Annotated in this window: 16 protein-coding genes and 1 other RNA gene; 5 read left to right on the top strand and 12 right to left on the bottom strand. The window is 64.8% G+C overall.

What is annotated here, in order from left to right; genetic code table 11:
* Positions 1 to 69: 69 nt before the first annotated feature.
* The 3 genes from ACNPP0_RS10450 to carA form a co-directional block, all read right to left on the bottom strand.
* Positions 70 to 834, bottom strand: a complete 765-nt coding sequence (locus tag ACNPP0_RS10450) for an SDR family oxidoreductase (protein ID WP_332613244.1) — start codon at positions 832 to 834, stop codon at positions 70 to 72.
* A 137-nt stretch (positions 835 to 971) separates the two neighbouring features.
* A complete protein-coding gene (gene carB, locus ACNPP0_RS10445) occupies positions 972 to 4,214 on the bottom strand; it encodes a carbamoyl-phosphate synthase large subunit (protein ID WP_332613242.1) in 3,243 nt (1,080 codons plus the stop codon).
* A gap of 10 nt (positions 4,215 to 4,224) precedes the next feature.
* Positions 4,225 to 5,379, bottom strand: coding sequence for a glutamine-hydrolyzing carbamoyl-phosphate synthase small subunit (carA, locus tag ACNPP0_RS10440; protein WP_332613241.1), 1,155 nt, complete (start codon positions 5,377 to 5,379; stop codon positions 4,225 to 4,227).
* A gap of 200 nt (positions 5,380 to 5,579) precedes the next feature.
* On the opposite strand from carA, the gene tal reads away from it, so the two are divergent.
* On the top strand, positions 5,580 to 6,533 hold the full coding sequence (gene tal, locus ACNPP0_RS10435; protein WP_448705824.1) for a transaldolase: 954 nt from the start codon (positions 5,580 to 5,582) through the stop codon (positions 6,531 to 6,533).
* Between the two features lie 88 nt (positions 6,534 to 6,621).
* Here tal and ACNPP0_RS10430 read toward each other — a convergent pair whose 3' ends face one another.
* Positions 6,622 to 7,149, bottom strand: coding sequence for a carboxymuconolactone decarboxylase family protein (locus tag ACNPP0_RS10430; protein ID WP_448705823.1), 528 nt, complete (start codon positions 7,147 to 7,149; stop codon positions 6,622 to 6,624).
* Positions 7,150 to 7,248: 99 nt separating this feature from the next.
* Between ACNPP0_RS10430 and ACNPP0_RS10425 the strand changes: the two genes are divergently transcribed.
* The 4 genes from ACNPP0_RS10425 to ACNPP0_RS10410 are packed head-to-tail and all read left to right on the top strand — an operon-like array spanning position 7,249 to position 11,078.
* Positions 7,249 to 9,441 (top strand): ATP-binding protein, encoded by a 2,193-nt coding sequence (locus tag ACNPP0_RS10425; RefSeq protein ID WP_332613237.1) that lies wholly within the window; start codon positions 7,249 to 7,251, stop codon positions 9,439 to 9,441.
* 24 nt (positions 9,442 to 9,465) lie between these two features.
* Positions 9,466 to 9,819, top strand: coding sequence for a response regulator (locus ACNPP0_RS10420; protein WP_223264912.1), 354 nt, complete (start codon positions 9,466 to 9,468; stop codon positions 9,817 to 9,819).
* Positions 9,820 to 9,844: 25 nt separating this feature from the next.
* Positions 9,845 to 10,492, top strand: coding sequence for a hypothetical protein (locus tag ACNPP0_RS10415; RefSeq protein ID WP_332613235.1), 648 nt, complete (start codon positions 9,845 to 9,847; stop codon positions 10,490 to 10,492).
* A gap of 10 nt (positions 10,493 to 10,502) precedes the next feature.
* Complete coding sequence (locus tag ACNPP0_RS10410) at positions 10,503 to 11,078, top strand: biliverdin-producing heme oxygenase (RefSeq protein ID WP_448705822.1); 576 nt, start codon at positions 10,503 to 10,505, stop codon at positions 11,076 to 11,078.
* A 47-nt stretch (positions 11,079 to 11,125) separates the two neighbouring features.
* Here ACNPP0_RS10410 and ACNPP0_RS10405 read toward each other — a convergent pair whose 3' ends face one another.
* From ACNPP0_RS10405 to ffs, 8 genes are all read right to left on the bottom strand, one after another.
* On the bottom strand, positions 11,126 to 11,920 hold the full coding sequence (locus ACNPP0_RS10405; RefSeq protein WP_006222859.1) for an ABC transporter permease: 795 nt from the start codon (positions 11,918 to 11,920) through the stop codon (positions 11,126 to 11,128).
* Positions 11,921 to 11,923: 3 nt separating this feature from the next.
* Positions 11,924 to 12,733, bottom strand: coding sequence for an ABC transporter ATP-binding protein (locus ACNPP0_RS10400; protein ID WP_332613233.1), 810 nt, complete (start codon positions 12,731 to 12,733; stop codon positions 11,924 to 11,926).
* The gene (locus tag ACNPP0_RS10395) at positions 12,726 to 13,766 is read right to left on the bottom strand and encodes an ABC transporter substrate-binding protein (RefSeq protein WP_448705821.1); all 1,041 of its coding nucleotides are present in this window, start codon (positions 13,764 to 13,766) and stop codon (positions 12,726 to 12,728) included. Before ACNPP0_RS10395 ends, ACNPP0_RS10400 begins: the two co-directional genes overlap by 8 nt.
* A gap of 12 nt (positions 13,767 to 13,778) precedes the next feature.
* On the bottom strand, positions 13,779 to 15,038 hold the full coding sequence (locus ACNPP0_RS10390) for a CaiB/BaiF CoA transferase family protein (protein ID WP_332613230.1): 1,260 nt from the start codon (positions 15,036 to 15,038) through the stop codon (positions 13,779 to 13,781).
* Between the two features lie 76 nt (positions 15,039 to 15,114).
* A complete protein-coding gene (gene recR / locus ACNPP0_RS10385) occupies positions 15,115 to 15,723 on the bottom strand; it encodes a recombination mediator RecR (RefSeq protein ID WP_046806911.1) in 609 nt (202 codons plus the stop codon).
* A gap of 21 nt (positions 15,724 to 15,744) precedes the next feature.
* Positions 15,745 to 16,071 (bottom strand): YbaB/EbfC family nucleoid-associated protein, encoded by a 327-nt coding sequence (locus ACNPP0_RS10380; RefSeq protein WP_006221090.1) that lies wholly within the window; start codon positions 16,069 to 16,071, stop codon positions 15,745 to 15,747.
* 45 nt (positions 16,072 to 16,116) lie between these two features.
* Positions 16,117 to 18,615, bottom strand: coding sequence for a DNA polymerase III subunit gamma/tau (gene dnaX, locus ACNPP0_RS10375; RefSeq protein ID WP_448705820.1), 2,499 nt, complete (start codon positions 18,613 to 18,615; stop codon positions 16,117 to 16,119).
* Positions 18,616 to 18,766: 151 nt separating this feature from the next.
* An RNA gene (gene ffs / locus ACNPP0_RS10370) (signal recognition particle sRNA small type) lies at positions 18,767 to 18,864 on the bottom strand.
* Positions 18,865 to 18,874 lie beyond the last annotated feature (10 nt).

Here is an 18,874-nt window from a genome sequence, read left to right as displayed (position 1 = left end):
CCGACGAGGTCGGCGACGACGTGGTGCCCTAAACCTGCCGTAATCGTCCCGTAACCGTCGCGAAACCAGCTACCCCGCTTTGCGAGGCTTGCGTGGCGCGTCACGCGCCAGCTTGTCATAGACGGCATTGGGCAACAGGCGCATCAGCTTGGCCACCACGCCCATCTGCCACGGAATCACCGTGTAAGACGTGCCACGCGTAATGGCTGCCTGCGCGCGTTGCGCAAAGGCGTCCGCCTCCATCAGGAAGGGCATCGAATACGGGTTCTTGGCCGTCATGGCGGTCTTGATGTAGCCGGGCGCAATGGTCACCACGCGGATGCCGTCGCCGGCCAGTTCCAGGCGCAGGCTTTCGCAATACGTCACCACCGCCGACTTGGAGGCGCTGTACGCGCCCGCCCCCGGCAGCCCACGCACCCCCGCCACGCTGGCGATCCCGACCAGCCGCCCGGACCCGGCGGCGCGCATGGCGCCCACGAACGGTTCAAAGGTGGCAACGGTGGCCAACAGATTGGTGTCCACGATGGCCTTGAACACGTCATAGTCTTCGCCGTGATCGGTCAGCGTGCCGGCGCTGATGCCCGCGCTGGCGATGACCACGTCGACGCGACCCTGGCAGAACGCAATGAAATCGGTCGCCGCTGCATGCAGCGCCGCGCGATCGCGCACGTCCACCGCATAACAACGGTGCTCGCCCGGCAGGCTGTCGGCCAACTCGCGCAGCGCCTCTACACGGCGGCCAAGCAAGCCCAGCGTGGCGCCCGCGGCGGCGTATTGCTGCGCCAGCGCGCGGCCCAAGCCACTGCTGGCGCCGGTGATGAAGACTCGGTTCATGGGATCGTCGTAACCGCAAATGGAATGCAGGAATGGAAAAAGGGCGACCCTTTTTCAAGGGCCGCCCCGGCATCCTACCTCAAGGGCGCGCAGCGGGCTTCACCGCCGCGCGCCGTTGCGCATAGGTATCAACAGGCTTAGTTAGCAGACAACGACGCGTGCAGATCCTGCAACGGGTAGACCTGCAAGCCCAGGCCCTGGCGCAGATACTGCATGCCTTCGACCGCGGCGCGGGCGCCGGCGATGGTGGTGAAGAAGGTAACGCGGGCGGCCAGCGATTGCGTACGGATCGTGCGCGAATCGACGATGGCGTTGCGACGTTCTTCGACGGTGTTGATGACCAGCGCGATTTCGCCGTTCTTGACCATGTCGACGATGTGCGGACGGCCTTCGGTGACCTTGTTGACCACTTGCACCGGAATGCCAGCGGTTTCAATTTCGGCCGCCGTGCCGCGCGTGGCAACCAGCTTGAAGCCCAGGGCGTGCAGGCCACGCGCCACTTCCACGGCGCGAGGCTTGTCCTGGTTCTTCACGCTGATGAACACCGTGCCGGATTCCGGCAGGCGCACACCCGCCGCCAGCTGCGACTTCACAAAGGCTTCGCCGAAACTCATGCCCACGCCCATCACTTCGCCGGTCGACTTCATTTCCGGGCCCAGGATGGTGTCCACGCCCGGGAACTTCACGAACGGGAACACGGCTTCCTTGACCGAGAAGTAAGGCGGCACGACTTCCTTGGTGATGCCTTGCGCCGCCAGCGTCTGGCCGGCCATGGCGCGCGCGGCGATCTTGGCCAATTGTAGGCCGGTGGCCTTGGACACGTAGGGCACGGTGCGCGATGCACGCGGGTTCACTTCCAGCACGTAGACGTCGCCGCCCTGGATGGCGAACTGCACGTTCATCAGGCCGCTGACGTTCAAGGCCTTGGCCATCATCGTGGTCTGGCGCTTGATCTCGGCGATGACTTCCGCCGACAGCGAGTAAGGCGGCAGGCTGCAAGCCGAGTCGCCCGAGTGCACGCCGGCCTGCTCGATGTGTTCCATGACGCCGCCGATGAAGACGGTTTCGCCGTCGGCCAGGCAGTCCACGTCAACTTCGGTGGCGTTGTTCAGGAAGCGGTCCAGCAGCACGGGCGAGTCATTGCTGACCTTCACGGCCTCGCGCATGTAGCGCTCGAGGTCTTGCTGTTCATGCACGATTTCCATGGCGCGACCGCCCAGCACGTAGCTGGGACGCACGACCAGCGGGTAGCCGATCTCGGTGGCGTGGGCCAGGGCCTCGCCTTCCGTGCGCGCGGTGCGGTTGGGCGGTTGACGCAGGCCCAGCTTGTTCAGCAGCTTCTGGAAGCGTTCGCGATCTTCGGCAACGTCGATGGATTCCGGGCTGGTGCCGATGATGGGCACGCCGTTGGCTTCCAGGGCGCGCGCCAGCTTCAACGGCGTCTGGCCGCCGTACTGGACGATCATGCCGACCGGGTTTTCCTTGTGGACGATTTCCAGCACGTCTTCCAAGGTCAGCGGTTCGAAGTACAGGCGATCGGACGTGTCGTAGTCAGTGGACACGGTTTCCGGGTTGCAGTTGACCATGATGGTCTCGTACCCGTCTTCACGCAGCGCCAGCGCGGCGTGCACGCAGCAGTAGTCGAATTCGATGCCTTGACCGATACGGTTCGGGCCACCGCCCAGCACGATGATCTTCTTGCGATCGGTGGGCGCGGATTCGCACTCTTCTTCGTACGTGGAATACATGTACGCGGTGCGGGTGGCGAATTCGGCGGCGCAGGTGTCCACGCGCTTGTAGACCGGGCGCACGTTCAACTGGTGACGCAGCTTGCGCACTTCGGATTCAGCCGAATCCAGCAGGAAGGCCAGGCGGCGGTCCGAGAAACCGCGGCGCTTCAGTTCCCACAAGGTGGCGTAGTCCAGGTCGGCCAGCGTCTTTTGTTCCAGCGCCAGTTCGATGTCGACGATTTCCTTGATCTGCGACAGGAACCACGGGTCGATGTGCGTGATGTTGTGCACTTCGTCCAGCGTGAAGCCCTGCGCAAAGGCATCGCCTACGTACCAGATGCGTTCCGGACCGGGCTCGCCCAGTTCGACTTGCAGCTTTTCGCGGTCGGTGGTTTTCTGGTTCAGGCCGTCAACGCCCACTTCCAGACCGCGCAGCGCCTTCTGGAACGATTCCTGGAAGGTGCGGCCGATGGCCATGACTTCACCCACGGACTTCATCTGGGTGGTCAGGCGCGCGTCGGCGGTGGGGAATTTTTCGAAGGCGAAACGCGGCACCTTGGTGACGACGTAGTCGATCGACGGTTCGAACGAGGCGGGCGTGGCGCCGCCGGTGATTTCGTTCTTGAGCTCGTCCAGCGTGTAACCCACGGCCAGGCGCGCGGCGACCTTGGCGATGGGAAAGCCGGTAGCCTTGGATGCCAGCGCCGACGAACGCGACACGCGCGGGTTCATCTCGATGACGATCATCCGGCCGTTCTTCGGGTTGACGGCAAACTGCACGTTCGAGCCGCCCGTGTCCACGCCGATCTCGCGCAATACCGCGATCGATGCATTACGCATGATCTGGTATTCCTTGTCGGTCAGCGTCTGGGCCGGCGCCACGGTGATCGAGTCACCGGTGTGCACGCCCATCGGGTCCAGGTTTTCGATCGAGCAGACGATGATGCAGTTATCCGCCTTGTCGCGGACCACTTCCATCTCGAATTCCTTCCAGCCCAGCAAGGATTCTTCGATCAGCAGTTCGTTGGTCGGCGAGGCTTCCAGGCCGCGACGGCAGATCGTTTCGAATTCTTCGGCGTTGTAGGCGATACCGCCGCCCGAACCACCCATGGTGAAGCTGGGGCGGATCACGGCGGGGAAGCCGGACGTGCCCACTTCGGCGGCAATGCGGCGCTGCACTTCCCAGGCTTCGTCCATGCTGTGGGCCACGCCCGACTTGGCCGATTCCAGGCCGATGTCGGTCATGGCCTGCTTGAACTTCTGGCGGTCTTCGGCCTTTTCGATGGCGTGTTCGTTCGCGCCGATCAGTTCCACGTTGTACTTTTTGAGCACGCCGTGGTGGGCCAGGTCCAGTGCGCAGTTCAGCGCGGTCTGGCCGCCCATGGTGGGCAGCAGCGCATCGGGCTTTTCACGCTCGATGATCTTTTCAACGGCTTGCCAGGTGATGGGCTCGATGTAGGTGACGTCGGCCGTTTCCGGGTCCGTCATGATCGTGGCGGGGTTGCTGTTCACCAGGATGGTGCGGTAACCCTCGGCCTTGAGCGCCTTGCACGCCTGTGCGCCGGAATAATCGAATTCGCAAGCCTGCCCGATGATGATGGGGCCGGCGCCGATGATGAGTATGCTTTTTAGGTCTGTACGCTTGGGCATGATGCAATCTTTACTTTTGGCCGGACATCAGGTCGATGAACTTGTCGAACAGTTCAAGGATGTCGTGCGGACCCGGGCTGGCTTCGGGGTGACCCTGGAAGCAGAAAGCCGGGCGGTCGGTGAGCTCGAAGCCCTGCAACGTGCCGTCAAACAGCGACACGTGCGTCACGCGCGCATTGGCTGGCAGGCTGGCCGCGTCGACCGCGAAGCCGTGGTTCTGGCTGGTGATGAACACGCGCTTGGACTGGAGGTCTTGCACGGGGTGGTTCGCGCCGTGGTGGCCCGTCTTCATCTTGAGCGTCTTGCCGCCCACGGCCAGGCCCATGATCTGATGGCCCAGGCAGATGCCGAAGACCGGCAGCTTCTTGTCCAGGAACACGCGCGTGGCGTCGATGGCGTAGTCGCAGGGCTCGGGGTCGCCGGGGCCGTTGGACAGGAACACGCCGTCAGGGTTGAGCTTCAGGACTTCTTCGGCGCTGGTTTGCGCCGGCACCACCGTCAAGCGGCAGCCACGGTCCGCCAGCAGGCGCAGGATGTTGGTCTTGATGCCGTAGTCGTAGGCAACGACGTGGAACTTGGACTGGTCGGGCTTGGAGAAACCCTCGCCCAGTTGCCACGTGCCTTCGGTCCATTCGGTGGTGGATTTTTGCGACACGTCCTTGGCCAGATCCTGGCCCGCCATGCCGGCAAAGCCCTTGGCCATTTCAACGGCGCGTTCAGCATCGGTGCCCACGAAGATGCAGCCGCCCTGGGCGCCTTTTTCTCGCAGGATGCGGGTGAGCTTGCGGGTGTCGATGCCGGAAATGGCGACGATGCCCTGCGCGGCCAGATAGTCGGGCAGGGATTGCGTGGAACGGAAGTTCGACACGCGGGCGGGACAGTCGCGGACCACGAGTCCGGCGGCATAGACGCGATTGGCTTCCACGTCTTCGGCGTTGACGCCGGTGTTGCCAATGTGCGGATAGGTCAGCGTAACGATCTGACCGCTATAGCTGGGATCGGTGAGAATTTCCTGGTACCCGGTCATCGCGGTGTTGAACACCACTTCGGCAACGGTAGCCCCAGGCGCACCGATCGACACGCCTCGAAAAATGGTACCGTCCGCCAGAGCCAGAATTGCAGGAGGGAAGCGGTTGATCCCCTCGGGAAAAAGTTGCGGCAGCACAGTAAACCCCGGTTTTAGAATCGATAATCAAACCTTCGGATTATACCTTGACCGGACCAATTCCCCGGCGAACCGCGCCAAATAAGGCCAGGATGGCGATTCTCCCCTCGCCCTCCCACTCCTGGCTGACGGCCACACGCCCACGGCAGTGATACGCTAACGAACCTTCAACCCTAGCCGTCGTGAGCCGTTACTTGTCCATGTCCAGCCAACTTGACGCCCTGCGCAATCACACCACCGTTGTCGCCGACACCGGGGATTTCGAAGCGATGAAGGCGTTGCGTCCCACGGACGCCACCACCAACCCGTCCCTTATTCTGAAAGCCGTCCAGCAAGAGGCCTATCGCCCCCTGCTGGAACAGACCGTGCGCGATCACCAGGGCGCCTCGGCGCCCGAGCTGGTCGACCGCCTGCTGGTCGCCTTCGGCCGCGCCATTTTGAACATCGTGCCGGGCCGCGTCTCGACCGAAGTCGATGCGCGCCTGTCGTTCGACACTCGCGCCACCATCGAGCGCGCGCGTGGCCTGATCGCCCTGTACGAAGCCGCCGGCGTGCCGCGCGAGCGCGTGCTGATCAAGATTGCGTCCACCTGGGAAGGCATCCAGGCCGCGCGCGCCCTGCAAGCCGAAGGCGTGCGCTGCAATCTGACGCTGCTGTTTTCGCTGCCCCAGGCCGTCGCCTGCGCCGATGCGCGCGTGCAGCTGATCTCGCCCTTTGTTGGCCGAATCTATGACTGGCATAAGAAAAGCGCCGGCGCCGCGTGGGTCGAAGCGGACAACGCCGGTCCGCGGGATCCGGGCGTGCTGTCGGTGACGCGCATCTACCGGTATTACAAACAGCACGACATTTCTACCGAAATCATGGGCGCCAGCTTCCGCAACGTGGGCCAGATCCTGGCGCTGTCGGGATGCGATCTGCTGACCATCAGCCCGGACCTGCTCAACCAGCTGGCCGGCACGCAAGGCGATGCGCCGGCGCAACTGCGCGCGGACGACACGGGCCCGGCGATCGACCGTATCGGCGCGGACGAAGTCAGCTTCCGCACGCTGGTCAATGACGATGCGATGGCCAGCGAGAAACTGTCCGAAGGCATCCGCCTGTTCGTCGCCGACGCCGTGAAACTGGATGCGCTGATCGACGCGCAGCGCCGCTGACCCCACAGCACTGCGCAAACAAATCGCGTGCCCGAAGTTTTGGGCACGCAACTTGCTGACATACCTGTTGGCCTGCCGGATGGTGGCCTTAGCGGTGGTCCTCCGAATGCACCTGCAACGCTTCCAAAAAGCGCGACACCATGTTGTAGGCCGCCACCGTCGCGGTCAGTTCGACAATGAGTTTTTCCGAGCCCATGGCGGCGCGGGCAGCATCAAACACGGGCTGCGGCACCTGTACATGGCGCGTCATGGCGTCGGTGTAGGCCAACACGGCTTTTTGGCGCGAGTCGAACAGCGCTGAGTTTTCCCAATCGCCCAGCGCATCCAGCTGGGCCTGCGACACGCCTTCCCGCAGTGCGATCGGCGCGTGCTGATCGGCCTCGTAAGGCGCGCCGTTAAGCGCGGCAACGCGCATGATGACCAGTTCGCGCAGGTCTCCCGGCAAGCTGCTCAGTTGCCGGATGGAATTCAGATAGTTCAACCAGCCGCCGGCGACCGCGGGGCTGTGCAGCAGCATTTGGTACAGATGAAGCACACTGCCGCGCTCTGCAACGATGCGCTCCACCAGGGGACGTGCGTCGGGATGAGATAGATCGGCGTAGGCAAGACGGGCCATGGAAGCTCCAGATAGGTGACAGGGCTGCAAATGCATACATTCATACAATATATTTGACATAATGACAGCTCATTGCGCGTCCCAGGTACCCCACCCACAATGAATGCGCCGACCCAATCCCCAACACCCGTCACGCTCGCCAATTGCGATAGCGAACCCATCCATATTCCGGGCGCTATTCAGCCGTTGGGCGCGTTGCTGGCGTTCGACTCGGATGGCATTTTGCAGTTTGCCAGCGAAAACGCCCCCGCCGTGCTTGGCGCGCCGTTGACGCTGGGCCAGTGCTGCCCCGCGGGCGCGCTGCCTCCCAGCCTGGCGCATTGCCTGCCCGCTTGGCTGGACGACCCCGATCCCATCTTCGACCCCCTGACGCTGTCCTTGAACGGCGCCATGTTCGACGTCATCGGTCATCGCAACAGCGATGGGCTGACTATCGTGGAGTTGGAACTGCGGGTTTCAACAGACGCGGATATGGCGGACCCGGCGCGCATTTACCGCAGCATTGAACGCGTCAGGCGCCAACGCGATATCGCCGGCTTGCTGGAGTGCGCCGTGCGGGAAGTGCGCCGCGCAACCGGCTTCGACCGGGTAATGGCTTACCGCTTTCATCCCGACGACAGCGGCGAAATCGTTGCCGAAGAGCGCCACGAAACGCTGGAAGACTGGGTCGGTCGCCGCTACCCCGCCGGTGACATCCCCGCGCAGGCGCGCCGGCTGTACACCGTGAATACGCTGCGCCAGATTGCGGACGCGCGATACGCCCCCGTGCGGGTACGCGGCGCGCCGTCGGCCAGCGCCAAGCCGCTGGACATGAGCTTTTCAGTCTTGCGCAGCGTGTCGCCTATTCATCTGGAATACATGGCGAACATGGGCGTGCAGGCTTCGATGAGCCTGTCGTTGGTGATCGAGGGCAAGCTGTGGGGCATGATCGCGTGTCACCACCATGCACCGCGCCCGATCCCCTACCCCGCCCGGCTGGCTTGCGAGGCGATGGCGCAGGTGCTGTCCGCCGCGGTGGCCAACATCGAAGGCGCCGAACGCGCGGCGCAAGCCCGCCGCAACGCCGCGCTGGTCAGTGAACTGACCGAACGGGTGTCGGCGTCGGAAAACCTGCACCTGGCCTTGTCCAGCGGCCCGGAAACGCCCGCCTCGCTGATCCCTAGCGACGCCGCGCTGTGCCTGTGGGGCAACAGCGTCACCGTGTTCGGCGGCATTGCGCCGCGCGGGGAGCTGGCGGGGATCCTGTGCGCCCTGGACCAAAGCGGACAGCGCGTCGTCCACACCGACAACATCGCGCGCGACTACCCCGAACTGCAAACCGATCTGGTGCCGTACGCCGGCCTCTTGGCATGCAAATTCGACCCCATGAACAACGGCTGGCTGATCTGGCTGCGCAAAGAGCAGGTTGAAACGCTGGTGTGGGGCGGCAAACCCGAAAAGCAATACGCCGTGGGCAGCCAAGGGCCACGCCTGACGCCGCGCGGATCGTTCGAGGCCTGGCGCGAAGTGGTGCGCAATACCAGCACATCGTGGCTGCCGGGCGAACTGGACGCCGCCGACAACCTGCGCGACGAACTTTCCCACATCGCCACCAGCCGCGCCGCCGACGTGGACCGGGCCCGCACCGCGCTGCTGGCCATGCTGGGCCATGATCTGCGCGACCCGCTGCAATCGATTTCGATGGCGGCCACGCTGCTGTCCAAAACCGATTCGGGTGCGCGCATGGGCGAACGCATCCGATACTCCAGCGGCCGCATGCAACGCCTGATCTCGCAAGTGCTGGATTTGTCGCGCCTACAGGGCGGCATGGGCCTGGGTATCGAAAAAGGCCGGTGCAAGCTTAGCGACCTGGTCAACGGCCTGATCGAGGAAAAGCGCCAGGCCTACCCCGGCCTGCGCATCGAGCCCGACGTACAACCCGGACTCGCGCTGATGGCGGACACCGACCGCATCGCTCAGGTCGTGACCAACCTGATGAGCAACGCGCGACAGCATGGCGCGCCCCGACAGCCCATCCTGGTGCGCGCACGGCAAGACGGCGACCACATAGAATTGCAGGTCACCAACCATGGCGCGCCCATTGCACCTGAAGTGCTGGCGCACCTGTTTTCGCCGTTCAAACCTGAATCGCTCGGCCATGCGCGTAACCGCAATGGCTTGGGGCTAGGGCTATACATCGCCGAACAAGTGGTGCGCGGCCATGACGGCGACATCACGGTTCAGTGCCGGGATGGCCTGGTCGTTTTTACGGTAAGACTGCCGCGCGAATCCCGCGCCGCATCCACCCCCTGAAGCTTGGAGAACCTTTTGAACGAAGTGCGCGCAGTTCGCGTCCTGCTGGTTGACGACAATGAAATGGGCTCGGAGTTACTAGCCGAATTCCTGGCGCTGTCAGGCGTGGAAACACGCTGCGCCCCCACAGGCGAAGCCGCTTTGGAAATGGTCGACAGCTTCAGGCCCGAGGCCGTGTTGGTGGACATCCTGCTGCCCGACATGGACGGCTATGAGCTGGCAACGCGGCTGCGCGCGCGCACCGAATCTCCGCGCATCTACGCGCTAAGCGGCCTGGCCCGCCACGAGCGCCGCGATGAAGACGGCATGTTCAATGGCTGGATCGAAAAGCCCGCGGACCCCGACGCGCTGCTGGCCATCCTGCGGCAAGCCCACTGAGGCCGCCATGTCGATGGTTAATCCCATGAATGCCCTGGCGGCCCAGGGCGTGCGGTTCAAAGTGCTGGCGCAGGTGTTCCCCGTGCTGCGCCACGAAGTTGTCGGCCCCTTGTCCAACGCCACGCTGGCGGCCGCGATGCTGCGCCAAAGCCCCGAAGGCGCCGATGCCGATACCTTGCAGCAACGTTGCCAACGCCTGGCGGGCGACTTGACGGGCATGCTGGAAGACAGCGTCACCATCGTGCGCGAGCTGGATCAATGGCTGCTGGATAGCGGCGCAATTACGTCGACGCAGACGCTATTGCGCGAATGCCGCAAGCTGATGTTCTCGCATCTGCTGTTGTCCCGGCACAGCATCGTGTGGCCCGAAGACGTCGTGGATTTGCAGGTGCCGCAATACACTTCGCGGTATCTGTTGCTGGCCTGGCTGTTGAGCCTGCTGTCCACGCTGCCGCCGGATGCCGCGTTGACGCTGGACTGTTCCCGGGCCGACGCGTGGCACGCCCATTTCCCGGCGCAGGCCGACACCGCCCCGGCCGACGCCACACCCACCCCCCCCACCGCCTTTCCGCCCGCGGACATTGAACTGCTGGCGGCGGCATCAGGCTGGCGACTGGAGCGGCAGGCGCAATGCTGGTCGTTGCATCTGCCCACGCCCCCTGCCCAAGCATGAGCAACCGCCCATGATTTCACCGGTGCACCAGGTGCTGCGCGACGGCACGCGTGACAGGCACGAAACGCTGGATCAAGGGCTGGCCCTGACCAGCGGCGAGCTGGACCGCGAAGGCTATCTGAACTATCTGCGCGCATTGCTGGGCTGGTTGGAGCCGCTGGAGCGCCGCCTGTGGCAGCTGGAGTGGCCTGACCGCTTGCAAGCCCACGCTCGCGCCGGCAAAAGCGACTGGATACGTGCCGACCTGGCCGCGGCCGGCGACGCCGCATCCGTGGCGCACTGCCCCGACGCGCCTTGCGTAACCGCCGCCGACGCCTACGCACTGGGCGTGGCCTATGTGGTGGAAGGATCGCAGCTGGGCGGACGCTTTCTGGCCCGGCAGCTGGCTGATATCAGCCCCGCCCTGCCGCTGCGCTATCTGCGCGGTTATGGCGAAAACCTGGGGCCGATGTGGAAAGCGTTTCTGGAGTATCTGGACAGCGAGGCCGGCGCCCAGGGGCGCGAAGCCCACGCCTTGCAAGGCGCGCGCGACGCCTTCGACAGCCTGACGGTCTGGCTGCACAGCCGGCAAGCGCTGCGAACCTGAACCTGACAGGTGCGCAGCGCCGGCTGAATGACTGGCTGACCGACTGACTACAGCTTTTCGGTTTCGCCCGACTTGGGCTGCCACTTCATCAAGCGCTTTTCACCGATGCCGACGATGTAGTCCAGCACCAGCGCAAACGCCGTCAACACCACAATGCCCGCGAACACGGTGTTCACGTCGAACGTGCCTTCGGCTTGCAGGATCAGGTACCCGACGCCGCTTGCCGATCCCAGGTATTCACCCACCACCGCGCCCACGAACGCCAGGCCCACCGACGTATGCAGGCTGGAAAACACCCAGCTGGTGGCCGACGGCAGGTAGACATGACGCAGCAGTTGGCGCTTGCGCGCGCCCAGCATGCGGGCGTTGTCCAGCAAGGTGGGGCTGACTTCGCGCACGCCCTGGTAGACGTTGAAAAACACGATGAAGAACACCAGCGTGACGGCCAGCGCTACCTTGGACCAGATGCCCAGCCCGAACCACATGCCGAAGATGGGTGCCAGGATGACGCGCGGCATCGAGTTCGCGGCCTTGATGTAGGGGTCAAGGATGGCGCTGGCGCGCGGCGACAGCCCCAGCCACAACCCAAAGCCCAGGCCCGCGATGGTGCCGATGAAAAACGCCAGCACCGTTTCGGTCAGGGTCACCCACAAGTGCGTGTAGATGTCGGCATTGGTGACGAACCAGGCCCAGATGCGGCCCCAGACTTTCAGCGGTTCGCCAAAGAAGAACGCCACCTTGGAATCGCGCGACGCAAAATGCCAGACGCCCAGGATGACGACCAGCAGCAGCAGTTGCCAGAAGCGCAGGCTGGCGGAACCGGATTTGAATGACTTCGACATACCTCAGGCTCGCTTCTGTTGGGCATAGCCCTTGAGCACTTCTTCGCGCAGCACGGCCCAGATGGCCGAATGCAGTTCCACGAAGCGCGGATGGGCGCGTACCTCTGCCACGTCGCGCGGACGCGGCAGGTCTATGGCGAATTCCCCGATTGGGTGCGTGCCGGGGCCGGCAGACAACACGATCACGCGGTCGCTCATGGCAATGGCTTCGTCCAGGTCGTGCGTGATGAACAGCACGGCCTTGCGCTTGGCCATCCACAAGTCCAGGACCTCGTTTTCCATCAACTGGCGCGTCTGGATATCCAGCGCCGAGAACGGCTCGTCCATGAGGATGATGTCGGGGTCGCGGATCAGCGTCTGGGCCAGCATGGCACGCTTGCGCATGCCGCCCGACATCTGGTGCGGATAGCGGCTTTCAAAGCCGCCCAGGCCCACGCGCCGCATCCATTCGCGGCCGCGTTCCAGCGCTTCGGGGCGTGGCACGCCCGCGAAGTCCAGGCCGGCAACCACGTTATCCAGCGCGCTGCGCCAGGGCAAAAGCGCCTCGCCCTGGAACATGTAGCCGGCGCGCGAATTGATGCCCGACAGCGGTTCACCAAAAACCTTTACCTGCCCGCTGGACGGCGCCAGCAAGCCGGCGCCGACGTTAAGCAGGGTGGATTTGCCGCAGCCGGTCGGGCCCACCACCGACACGAACTCCCCTGGCGCGATGGCCAGGGTCGTGTCGCTGACGGCGGTGTAGCGCTGCGACCGGTCGTCGCGCGAAACAAAGGTGCAACTGATATTTTCCAGCGATAGTGCGGCTTCAGCCATTGGCGTACTTCTCGTTGGCGCGACGCGCGAAATCGTTGGTCCAGACCTTGGACGGATCAATCTTCGAGCCGTCGAAATCCGCTTGGTAGGCGGCCAGCGCCTTGAGCGCGGTGGCGGCGCCGTCCTCGGGAATCATGCCGTTGGGCGACAGGCCTTCCAGGCTCTTCGAAATGGCGGCCTTGTATACGGCCGGATCGCCCAGCAGGTAGGTTTCCGGCACGATCTTGGCGATCTCGTCGGGGCCTGCCTTTTGAATCCATTTGTCGGCGCGCACCAGGGCGTTGGTCAGCGCCTGGGTGGTGTTGGGGTTGGCGTCGATGAACGCTTGCGGCGCGTACAGGCAACCGGCGGGCATGTTGCCACCGAAGATGTCCTGGGTGTCCTTCAACGTGCGCGTGTCGACAATGATCTGGATATCGCCCGGCATTTCCAACATCGACACCACGGGGTCGGTGTTGGAGATGGCGTCGATCTGGCCACTGCGCAGCGCGGTCACCGCGCCGGCGCCCGCGCCCACGCCGATGATGGAAACGTCCGATGCCTTCAGCCCGTGCTTGGCCAGGAAGAAGCTGACCACCATGTTGGTGGACGAGCCGGGCGCGGTCACGCCGATCTTCTTGCCCTTGAGGTCGGCCGGGCCCTTGTAGTTGGGCAGGTTCTTCTTGGACACGCCAACGCCGATCATCGGCGCGCGGCCTTGCAGCACGAAGGCGCGGTAAGCCTGACCCTTGGACTGCATCGACAAGGTGTGTTCGAACGCGCCCGACACGACATCGGCGCTGCCGCCGACCACGGCTTGCAGGGCCTTCGAGCCGCCGGCAAAGTCCGCGATGCTGACGTCCAGCCCTTCGTCCTTGAAGTAGCCGCGTGCTTCGGCGATGGACAGCGGAAGATAGTAGATCAGGGGCTTGCCGCCGACGGCGATCTGCACCTTGGTCTTTTCCAGTTTTTGTGCACGCACGATGGCGGGCGCCAGGCTCATGACGCCGGCGGCGCCGGCGATCTTGAGCAACTCACGGCGAGTAACTGACATTGGGTTGTCTCCTTAGTTGTCGGGTTTACCGATAGCGCCGGTCTTCGCCAGCTCGTCAATAGCCGCTGAATCATACCCTAGCGATTTCAGGACTTCCTCGGTATGTTCCCCTAATTTCGGGCCTACCCAGCGCGTCTGGCCAGGGGTTTCAGACAGCTTGGGAACCACTGCGGGAAGCTTGACGGGGCTGCCGTCGGCAAGGCGATGTTGTTCGATCATGCGGCGCGCCAGGAACTGCGGATCGTTGAACATGTCGGCCACGCTATAGATCTTGCCGACCGGCACATCGGCCGCTTTCAGCGTGCCCAGCGCCTCGTCGATATTGCGGCCGTCGCACCATTGCTGGATCGCGCCATCGATCTCCAGGACGCGGCGCGCGCGGCCATCGTTGCGCACCAGATCAGGGTCTTCGGCAAGGTCGTCGCGGCCGATGGCGCGCATCAGGCGGTGGAAGATGGCGTCGCCATTGCCCGCGATGACGATGTTCTGGCCATCGCGCGTGGTGTAGGTGTTGGACGGCACGATGCCCGGCAGCGCGCCGCCGGTGCGCTCGCGCACCACGCCGGCCACGTCGTATTCGGGCACCAGGCTTTCCATCATGTTGAACACGGCTTCGTACAGGGCCACGTCAACCATCTGGCCCTGCCCCGCCCGGCATGCCTCGCCCGTCTGGCCGTTCCAGCGCCCGCCCGTGGCGTCGCGATGGCGCAGCGCCATCATCGCGCCGATCACGCCATGCAAGGCGGCGATGGAATCGCCGATGGAAATGCCGACGCGCAGCGGCGGCCGGTCGGGGTGGCCCGACACGTAGCGCAGCCCCCCCATGGATTCCCCGATGGCGCCAAAACCCGGCTGGTCTTTCATAGGGCCCGTCTGGCCGTAACCGGATAGCCGCACCATGATCAACGCCGGGTTGATGGCGCGCAATTGTTCAAAGCCCAGGCCCCACTTCTCCAGCACGCCCGGCCGGTAGTTTTCAACCACGACGTCGGCGTCCAGCGCCAGTTTGCGGGCGATTTCCTGCGCGCGCGGGTCTTTCAGGTTCAGGGCTATGGATTGCTTGTTGCGCGCCTGCACCGTCCACCAGAGCGAATTGCCCTCGTGCAGGTGGCGCCAGCTGCGGATGGGGTCGCCGCCGCCCGTGCCGTCAGGCCCGTGGGGCGTTTCCACCTTGATGACGTCGGCGCCGAATTCGCCGAAGATGCGCGCGGCGAAGGGGCCGGCGATAAGCGTGCCGAGTTCCAGGACTTTCAGTCCGGTCAGCGCTGACATGGTTTGTCTTCCTCACGTTTCGTGCCGCGCCGATGCATTGCCGGACGGCTATTTTGACGTTGCGAGCCCTGCCTTGCTAAGTGGTCTTGCGCTCCATCAGCGCCCAGGCAATGGTGCCGGCATCCACGTATTCAAGCTCGCTGCCCGCGGGCACGCCGCGCGCCAGCCGGGTCACGCGCAGGCCGCGTTCGCCCAGCGCTTCGCCCAGGAAGTGGGCGGTGGTCTCGCCTTCCGCCGTGAAATTGGTGGCCAGGATGACTTCCGCGACCACGCCGTCGGTGGCGCGCTTGATGACGCGGTCGAAATCCAGTTCGCGCGGGCCAATGCCTTCCAGCGGCGCCACCCGGCCCATCAATACGTAGTACAGGCCACGGTAGCCGTGGCTGGACTCGATCATGTTCTGGTCGGCCGGCGTTTCCACGATGCACAAGAGCGAGGGATCGCGCTTGGGATTGGCGCAGGTGCCGCAGACCTCGTCTTCAGAAAAGCTGTTGCACCGGGCGCAATGTTTCAGATCCCGCACCGCGCCGGCCAGCGCCCGCCCCAGCATGTCCGCCCCTTGCGGGTCGTGCTGAAGCAGGTGATAGGCCATGCGCCGGGCCGATCGGACGCCGACGCCGGGCAGGCGCCGAAGCGCCTCGATCAGAGACACCAGCGGTTCGGGTTCAGGCAGTAAAGGATCCATTGCAGCCCAGGGCAGCCTTGCTTAGAACGGCAGCTTCATGCCCGGGGGCAGCGGCATGCCGGCGGTGACGCCCGCCATTTTTTCCTGCGACGTGGTTTCGGCCTTGCGCAGCGCGTCGTTGAACGCGGCGGCGACCAGGTCTTCCAGCATGTCCTTGTCGTCGCCCAGCAGCGACGGGTCGATCACGACGCGCTTGACGTCATGGCGGCAGGTCATGGTGACCTTGACCAGGCCGCCGCCGGAGGCGCCTTCGACCAGGATTTCAGCCAGCGCGTCTTGCGCCTTCTTCATGTTTTCCTGCATCTGCTGCGCCTGGCGCATCAGGCCGGCCAGTTGTCCTTTCATCATGATGGATGTTCCTTGAACGAGGGAAATAAGAGAGCGGCCGCCGCGTCAGGCAGCGGCCGGGGGATCAACGTGGCGGATGGAGTCGGGCACGACATACCCGCCGAAATCGGCCAACAAGGCTTGCACAAAGGGATCGACGGCCACCGCGTCTTCGGCCGCCTGCTGGCGCGCGGCGCGTTCGGCCTTGGCCACGGCATGCGCCGTGTCGTCGCCGGTGACGCCGACCTGCACGTCCAGCCGGATGCCCTGCCCGAAATGTTCGCACAAGACGGTTTGCAGGCGAACCCGGCTTTCGCTTTCGGCCAGCGTTTTTACGGCAACGCGCAGGATGATGGCATCGCCCTGCACGCCGGCCCATTCGCTTTGCCGCGCCAGTTCGGCGGCCAGGCCGGTCACCGGCAGGGTCGCGGCCAGCCCGGGCCAGGCGGCTTGCGTCATGTCTTCGATGCGGGCGCGCGACGAACGCTTGCGCGACGCGGCAGCGCCCTCACGGCGGACGGCGGCCACGGGCGGCGCAACAGAAGGCGCAACGGACGCAGCGCTGGCCAGCGTCTCAAAACCGTCATCGTCGGGATCGGATGTGAATCCGCTCTCGGGAACGAAGCCACCTTCGGCTTCGAACGGGATTTCTTCGTCGACCCAGGAGGGCGGACCGTCGGGGTCAGCCTCGGCAGGTGCGGTCGCCAGCACAGCCGCGACCGCGGGCGTCACCGCCAGCGCGGCAGACCCCGCGGCCTTGGCGGCAGCAAGCTCGGGCGCGGCGGGGGATGCGGGGGATGCGGGGGATGCGGGGGACGATGTTTCGGCGGCCGGTGTTTCGGCGACAGACGTTGCGACGACCGGCGAACCGGCGACCGGCGAACCGGCGGCCGGCGATCCCGACGCATCGGGCGCGGAGGCTGCCGTGCTTGTCGGTTGTGCAGCGCCTTCAGGCAGGTCTTCCCAGGGCGGCACACCATCTGCTGAGGCGGCGGCCGCCGTCGAGTCGGCGTTCACGGCGGCTGCTACCTGGCTGACGGGGCTCGTCGACGAAGCCGTCGCGGGGACCGCCATTGGCGCACCGGCGGGAGTGGCCAGGGGTGCAGCTGCGGGCGGGGTGACAGACGCAGCTGCGGGAGCGGCGACAGGAGCAGCTGATGGGGCAGCGACAGGAGCAGCTGATGGAGCAGCGACAGGAGCAGTTGCGGGAGCAGCAACAGGAGCAGTTGCGGGAGCAGCAACAGGAGCAGTTGCGGGAGCGGCGACAGGAGCAGTCGCGGTAGCAGCAACGGAAGCGGCTACGGTAGCCGTAGCGGCAACGGCAGCATTTACCGGAGCGACAGCAGGACCAGCCGCGGCAAGCGCAACCGGCGCAACCAGCGCGGCCGACGCGTCCTCGGCGGTCGCTGCCGCCACCGCCGTCGGCTCCGCCACCTGGCGGGCGGGTGTGGCGGGCGCTTCCAGCGCGGTCTGCGGACCGGCATCGCCGTTCAACGCCAGCATGCGCAGGCAGGCCATGATGAAGCCGGCGTACTCGTCGGGCGCCAGTGTCAGTTCGCCTCGGCTATGTACCGCTACGGAATAGAACAGCTGCACGGCGTCGGGGTGCAGGCCCAGCGCCAGCCGCGCAATGTCGGCGGCCAAGGGGTCTTCAGCAGGCGTCACGCCCGTGACGCGCTGCTCGATCGCAACCCGCGACAGCAATACGGCCAGATCGGCCAACGCGCCGGCATACGACAGCCCGCGCACGGCAAGCTCGTCGGCAACCGCCAGCACGCCCTTGGCGTCGCCGGTGGCCAAGGCGTCAAGCAGACGCACCAGGTGGCGCTGGTCGATGGTGCCGAGCATGCCGCGCACGGCGTCCTCGGTCATGTTGCCGGCGCTATAGGCAATGGCTTGGTCGGTCAGCGACAGCGCATCGCGCATGGAGCCTTGAGCAGCCTGGCCGATCAGACGCAGGGCGGGCACTTCAAACGCGACTTCTTCGTGGCCGAGCACGGCTTGAAGGTGCCCGACGATGGAGTCGGCCGGCATCTGCTTCAGGTTGAATTGCAGGCAGCGCGACAGCACCGTCACCGGGATCTTTTGCGGGTCCGTGGTGGCCAGGATGAACTTGACGTGGGGGGGCGGTTCTTCCAGCGTCTTCAACATGGCGTTGAAGGCGTGGCCGGTCAGCATGTGCACTTCGTCGATCATGTAGACCTTGAAGCGCCCCGCGCCCGGCGCGTACACCGCCTGCTCCAGCAACTGCGTCATTTCCTCGACGCCGCGGTTCGAGGCCGCGTCCAGTTCCAGGTAGTCGACAAAGCGCCCGGCGTCGATCTCTGTACAAGCGCGGCAGACGCCGCAAGGCTTGGACGTGATGCCGGTTTCACAGTTGAGGGACTTGGCCAGGATGCGGGACAACGTGGTCTTGCCCACGCCCCGCGTGCCGGTGAACAACCAGGCATGGTGCAGGCGTTGGGTGTCGAGCGCATGAGTCAGCGCGCGCACCACGTGATCCTGTCCCACGAGGGTATCGAACGATCTCGGCCGCCACTTGCGGGCCAGTACCAGATAAGTCATGGCTGGATTGTAGAGCCTGTTTCGCGTGCTGGCTGAAATGCAAAGGGGACGGGCTTATTCCCGTGGAACGAATCCCTGGAAAATAACCCCGTCCCCCTTGAAAGCGAAGGGCCATGAAATGAAATCATGACCCTTTGCTTTGAAGAATCCGGTTGGCGAGCCTTACTCCGGCACTGACCCTAAACGACTATGGCTGCTTCGTTCCCGACCTGACCAGGTTCACCGTCGAACCATGCGGAGGGGCGGTATCCGGAATTCT

Source organism: Achromobacter semiaridum (genome assembly GCF_053543755.1).
Note: the sequence above shows the minus strand (reverse complement) of the source record. Positions and strands in the feature narration are given on the sequence as shown.

Excerpts from the sequence above, each read along its gene's own strand:
- ACNPP0_RS10450 (WP_332613244.1), bottom strand. The coding sequence starts at position 834 with ATGAACCGAGTCTTCATCACCGGCGCCAGCAGTGGCTTGGGCCGCGCG.
- carB (WP_332613242.1), bottom strand. The coding sequence starts at position 4,214 with ATGCCCAAGCGTACAGACCTAAAAAGCATACTCATCATCGGCGCCGGC.
- tal (WP_448705824.1), top strand. The coding sequence starts at position 5,580 with ATGTCCAGCCAACTTGACGCCCTGCGCAATCACACCACCGTTGTCGCC.
- ACNPP0_RS10430 (WP_448705823.1), bottom strand. The coding sequence starts at position 7,149 with ATGGCCCGTCTTGCCTACGCCGATCTATCTCATCCCGACGCACGTCCC.
- ACNPP0_RS10425 (WP_332613237.1), top strand. The coding sequence starts at position 7,249 with ATGAATGCGCCGACCCAATCCCCAACACCCGTCACGCTCGCCAATTGC.
- ACNPP0_RS10415 (WP_332613235.1), top strand. The coding sequence starts at position 9,845 with ATGAATGCCCTGGCGGCCCAGGGCGTGCGGTTCAAAGTGCTGGCGCAG.
- ACNPP0_RS10410 (WP_448705822.1), top strand. The coding sequence starts at position 10,503 with ATGATTTCACCGGTGCACCAGGTGCTGCGCGACGGCACGCGTGACAGG.
- ACNPP0_RS10405 (WP_006222859.1), bottom strand. The coding sequence starts at position 11,920 with ATGTCGAAGTCATTCAAATCCGGTTCCGCCAGCCTGCGCTTCTGGCAA.
- ACNPP0_RS10400 (WP_332613233.1), bottom strand. The coding sequence starts at position 12,733 with ATGGCTGAAGCCGCACTATCGCTGGAAAATATCAGTTGCACCTTTGTT.
- ACNPP0_RS10395 (WP_448705821.1), bottom strand. The coding sequence starts at position 13,766 with ATGTCAGTTACTCGCCGTGAGTTGCTCAAGATCGCCGGCGCCGCCGGC.
- ACNPP0_RS10390 (WP_332613230.1), bottom strand. The coding sequence starts at position 15,038 with ATGTCAGCGCTGACCGGACTGAAAGTCCTGGAACTCGGCACGCTTATC.
- recR (WP_046806911.1), bottom strand. The coding sequence starts at position 15,723 with ATGGATCCTTTACTGCCTGAACCCGAACCGCTGGTGTCTCTGATCGAG.
- ACNPP0_RS10380 (WP_006221090.1), bottom strand. The coding sequence starts at position 16,071 with ATGATGAAAGGACAACTGGCCGGCCTGATGCGCCAGGCGCAGCAGATG.
- dnaX (WP_448705820.1), bottom strand. The coding sequence starts at position 18,615 with ATGACTTATCTGGTACTGGCCCGCAAGTGGCGGCCGAGATCGTTCGAT.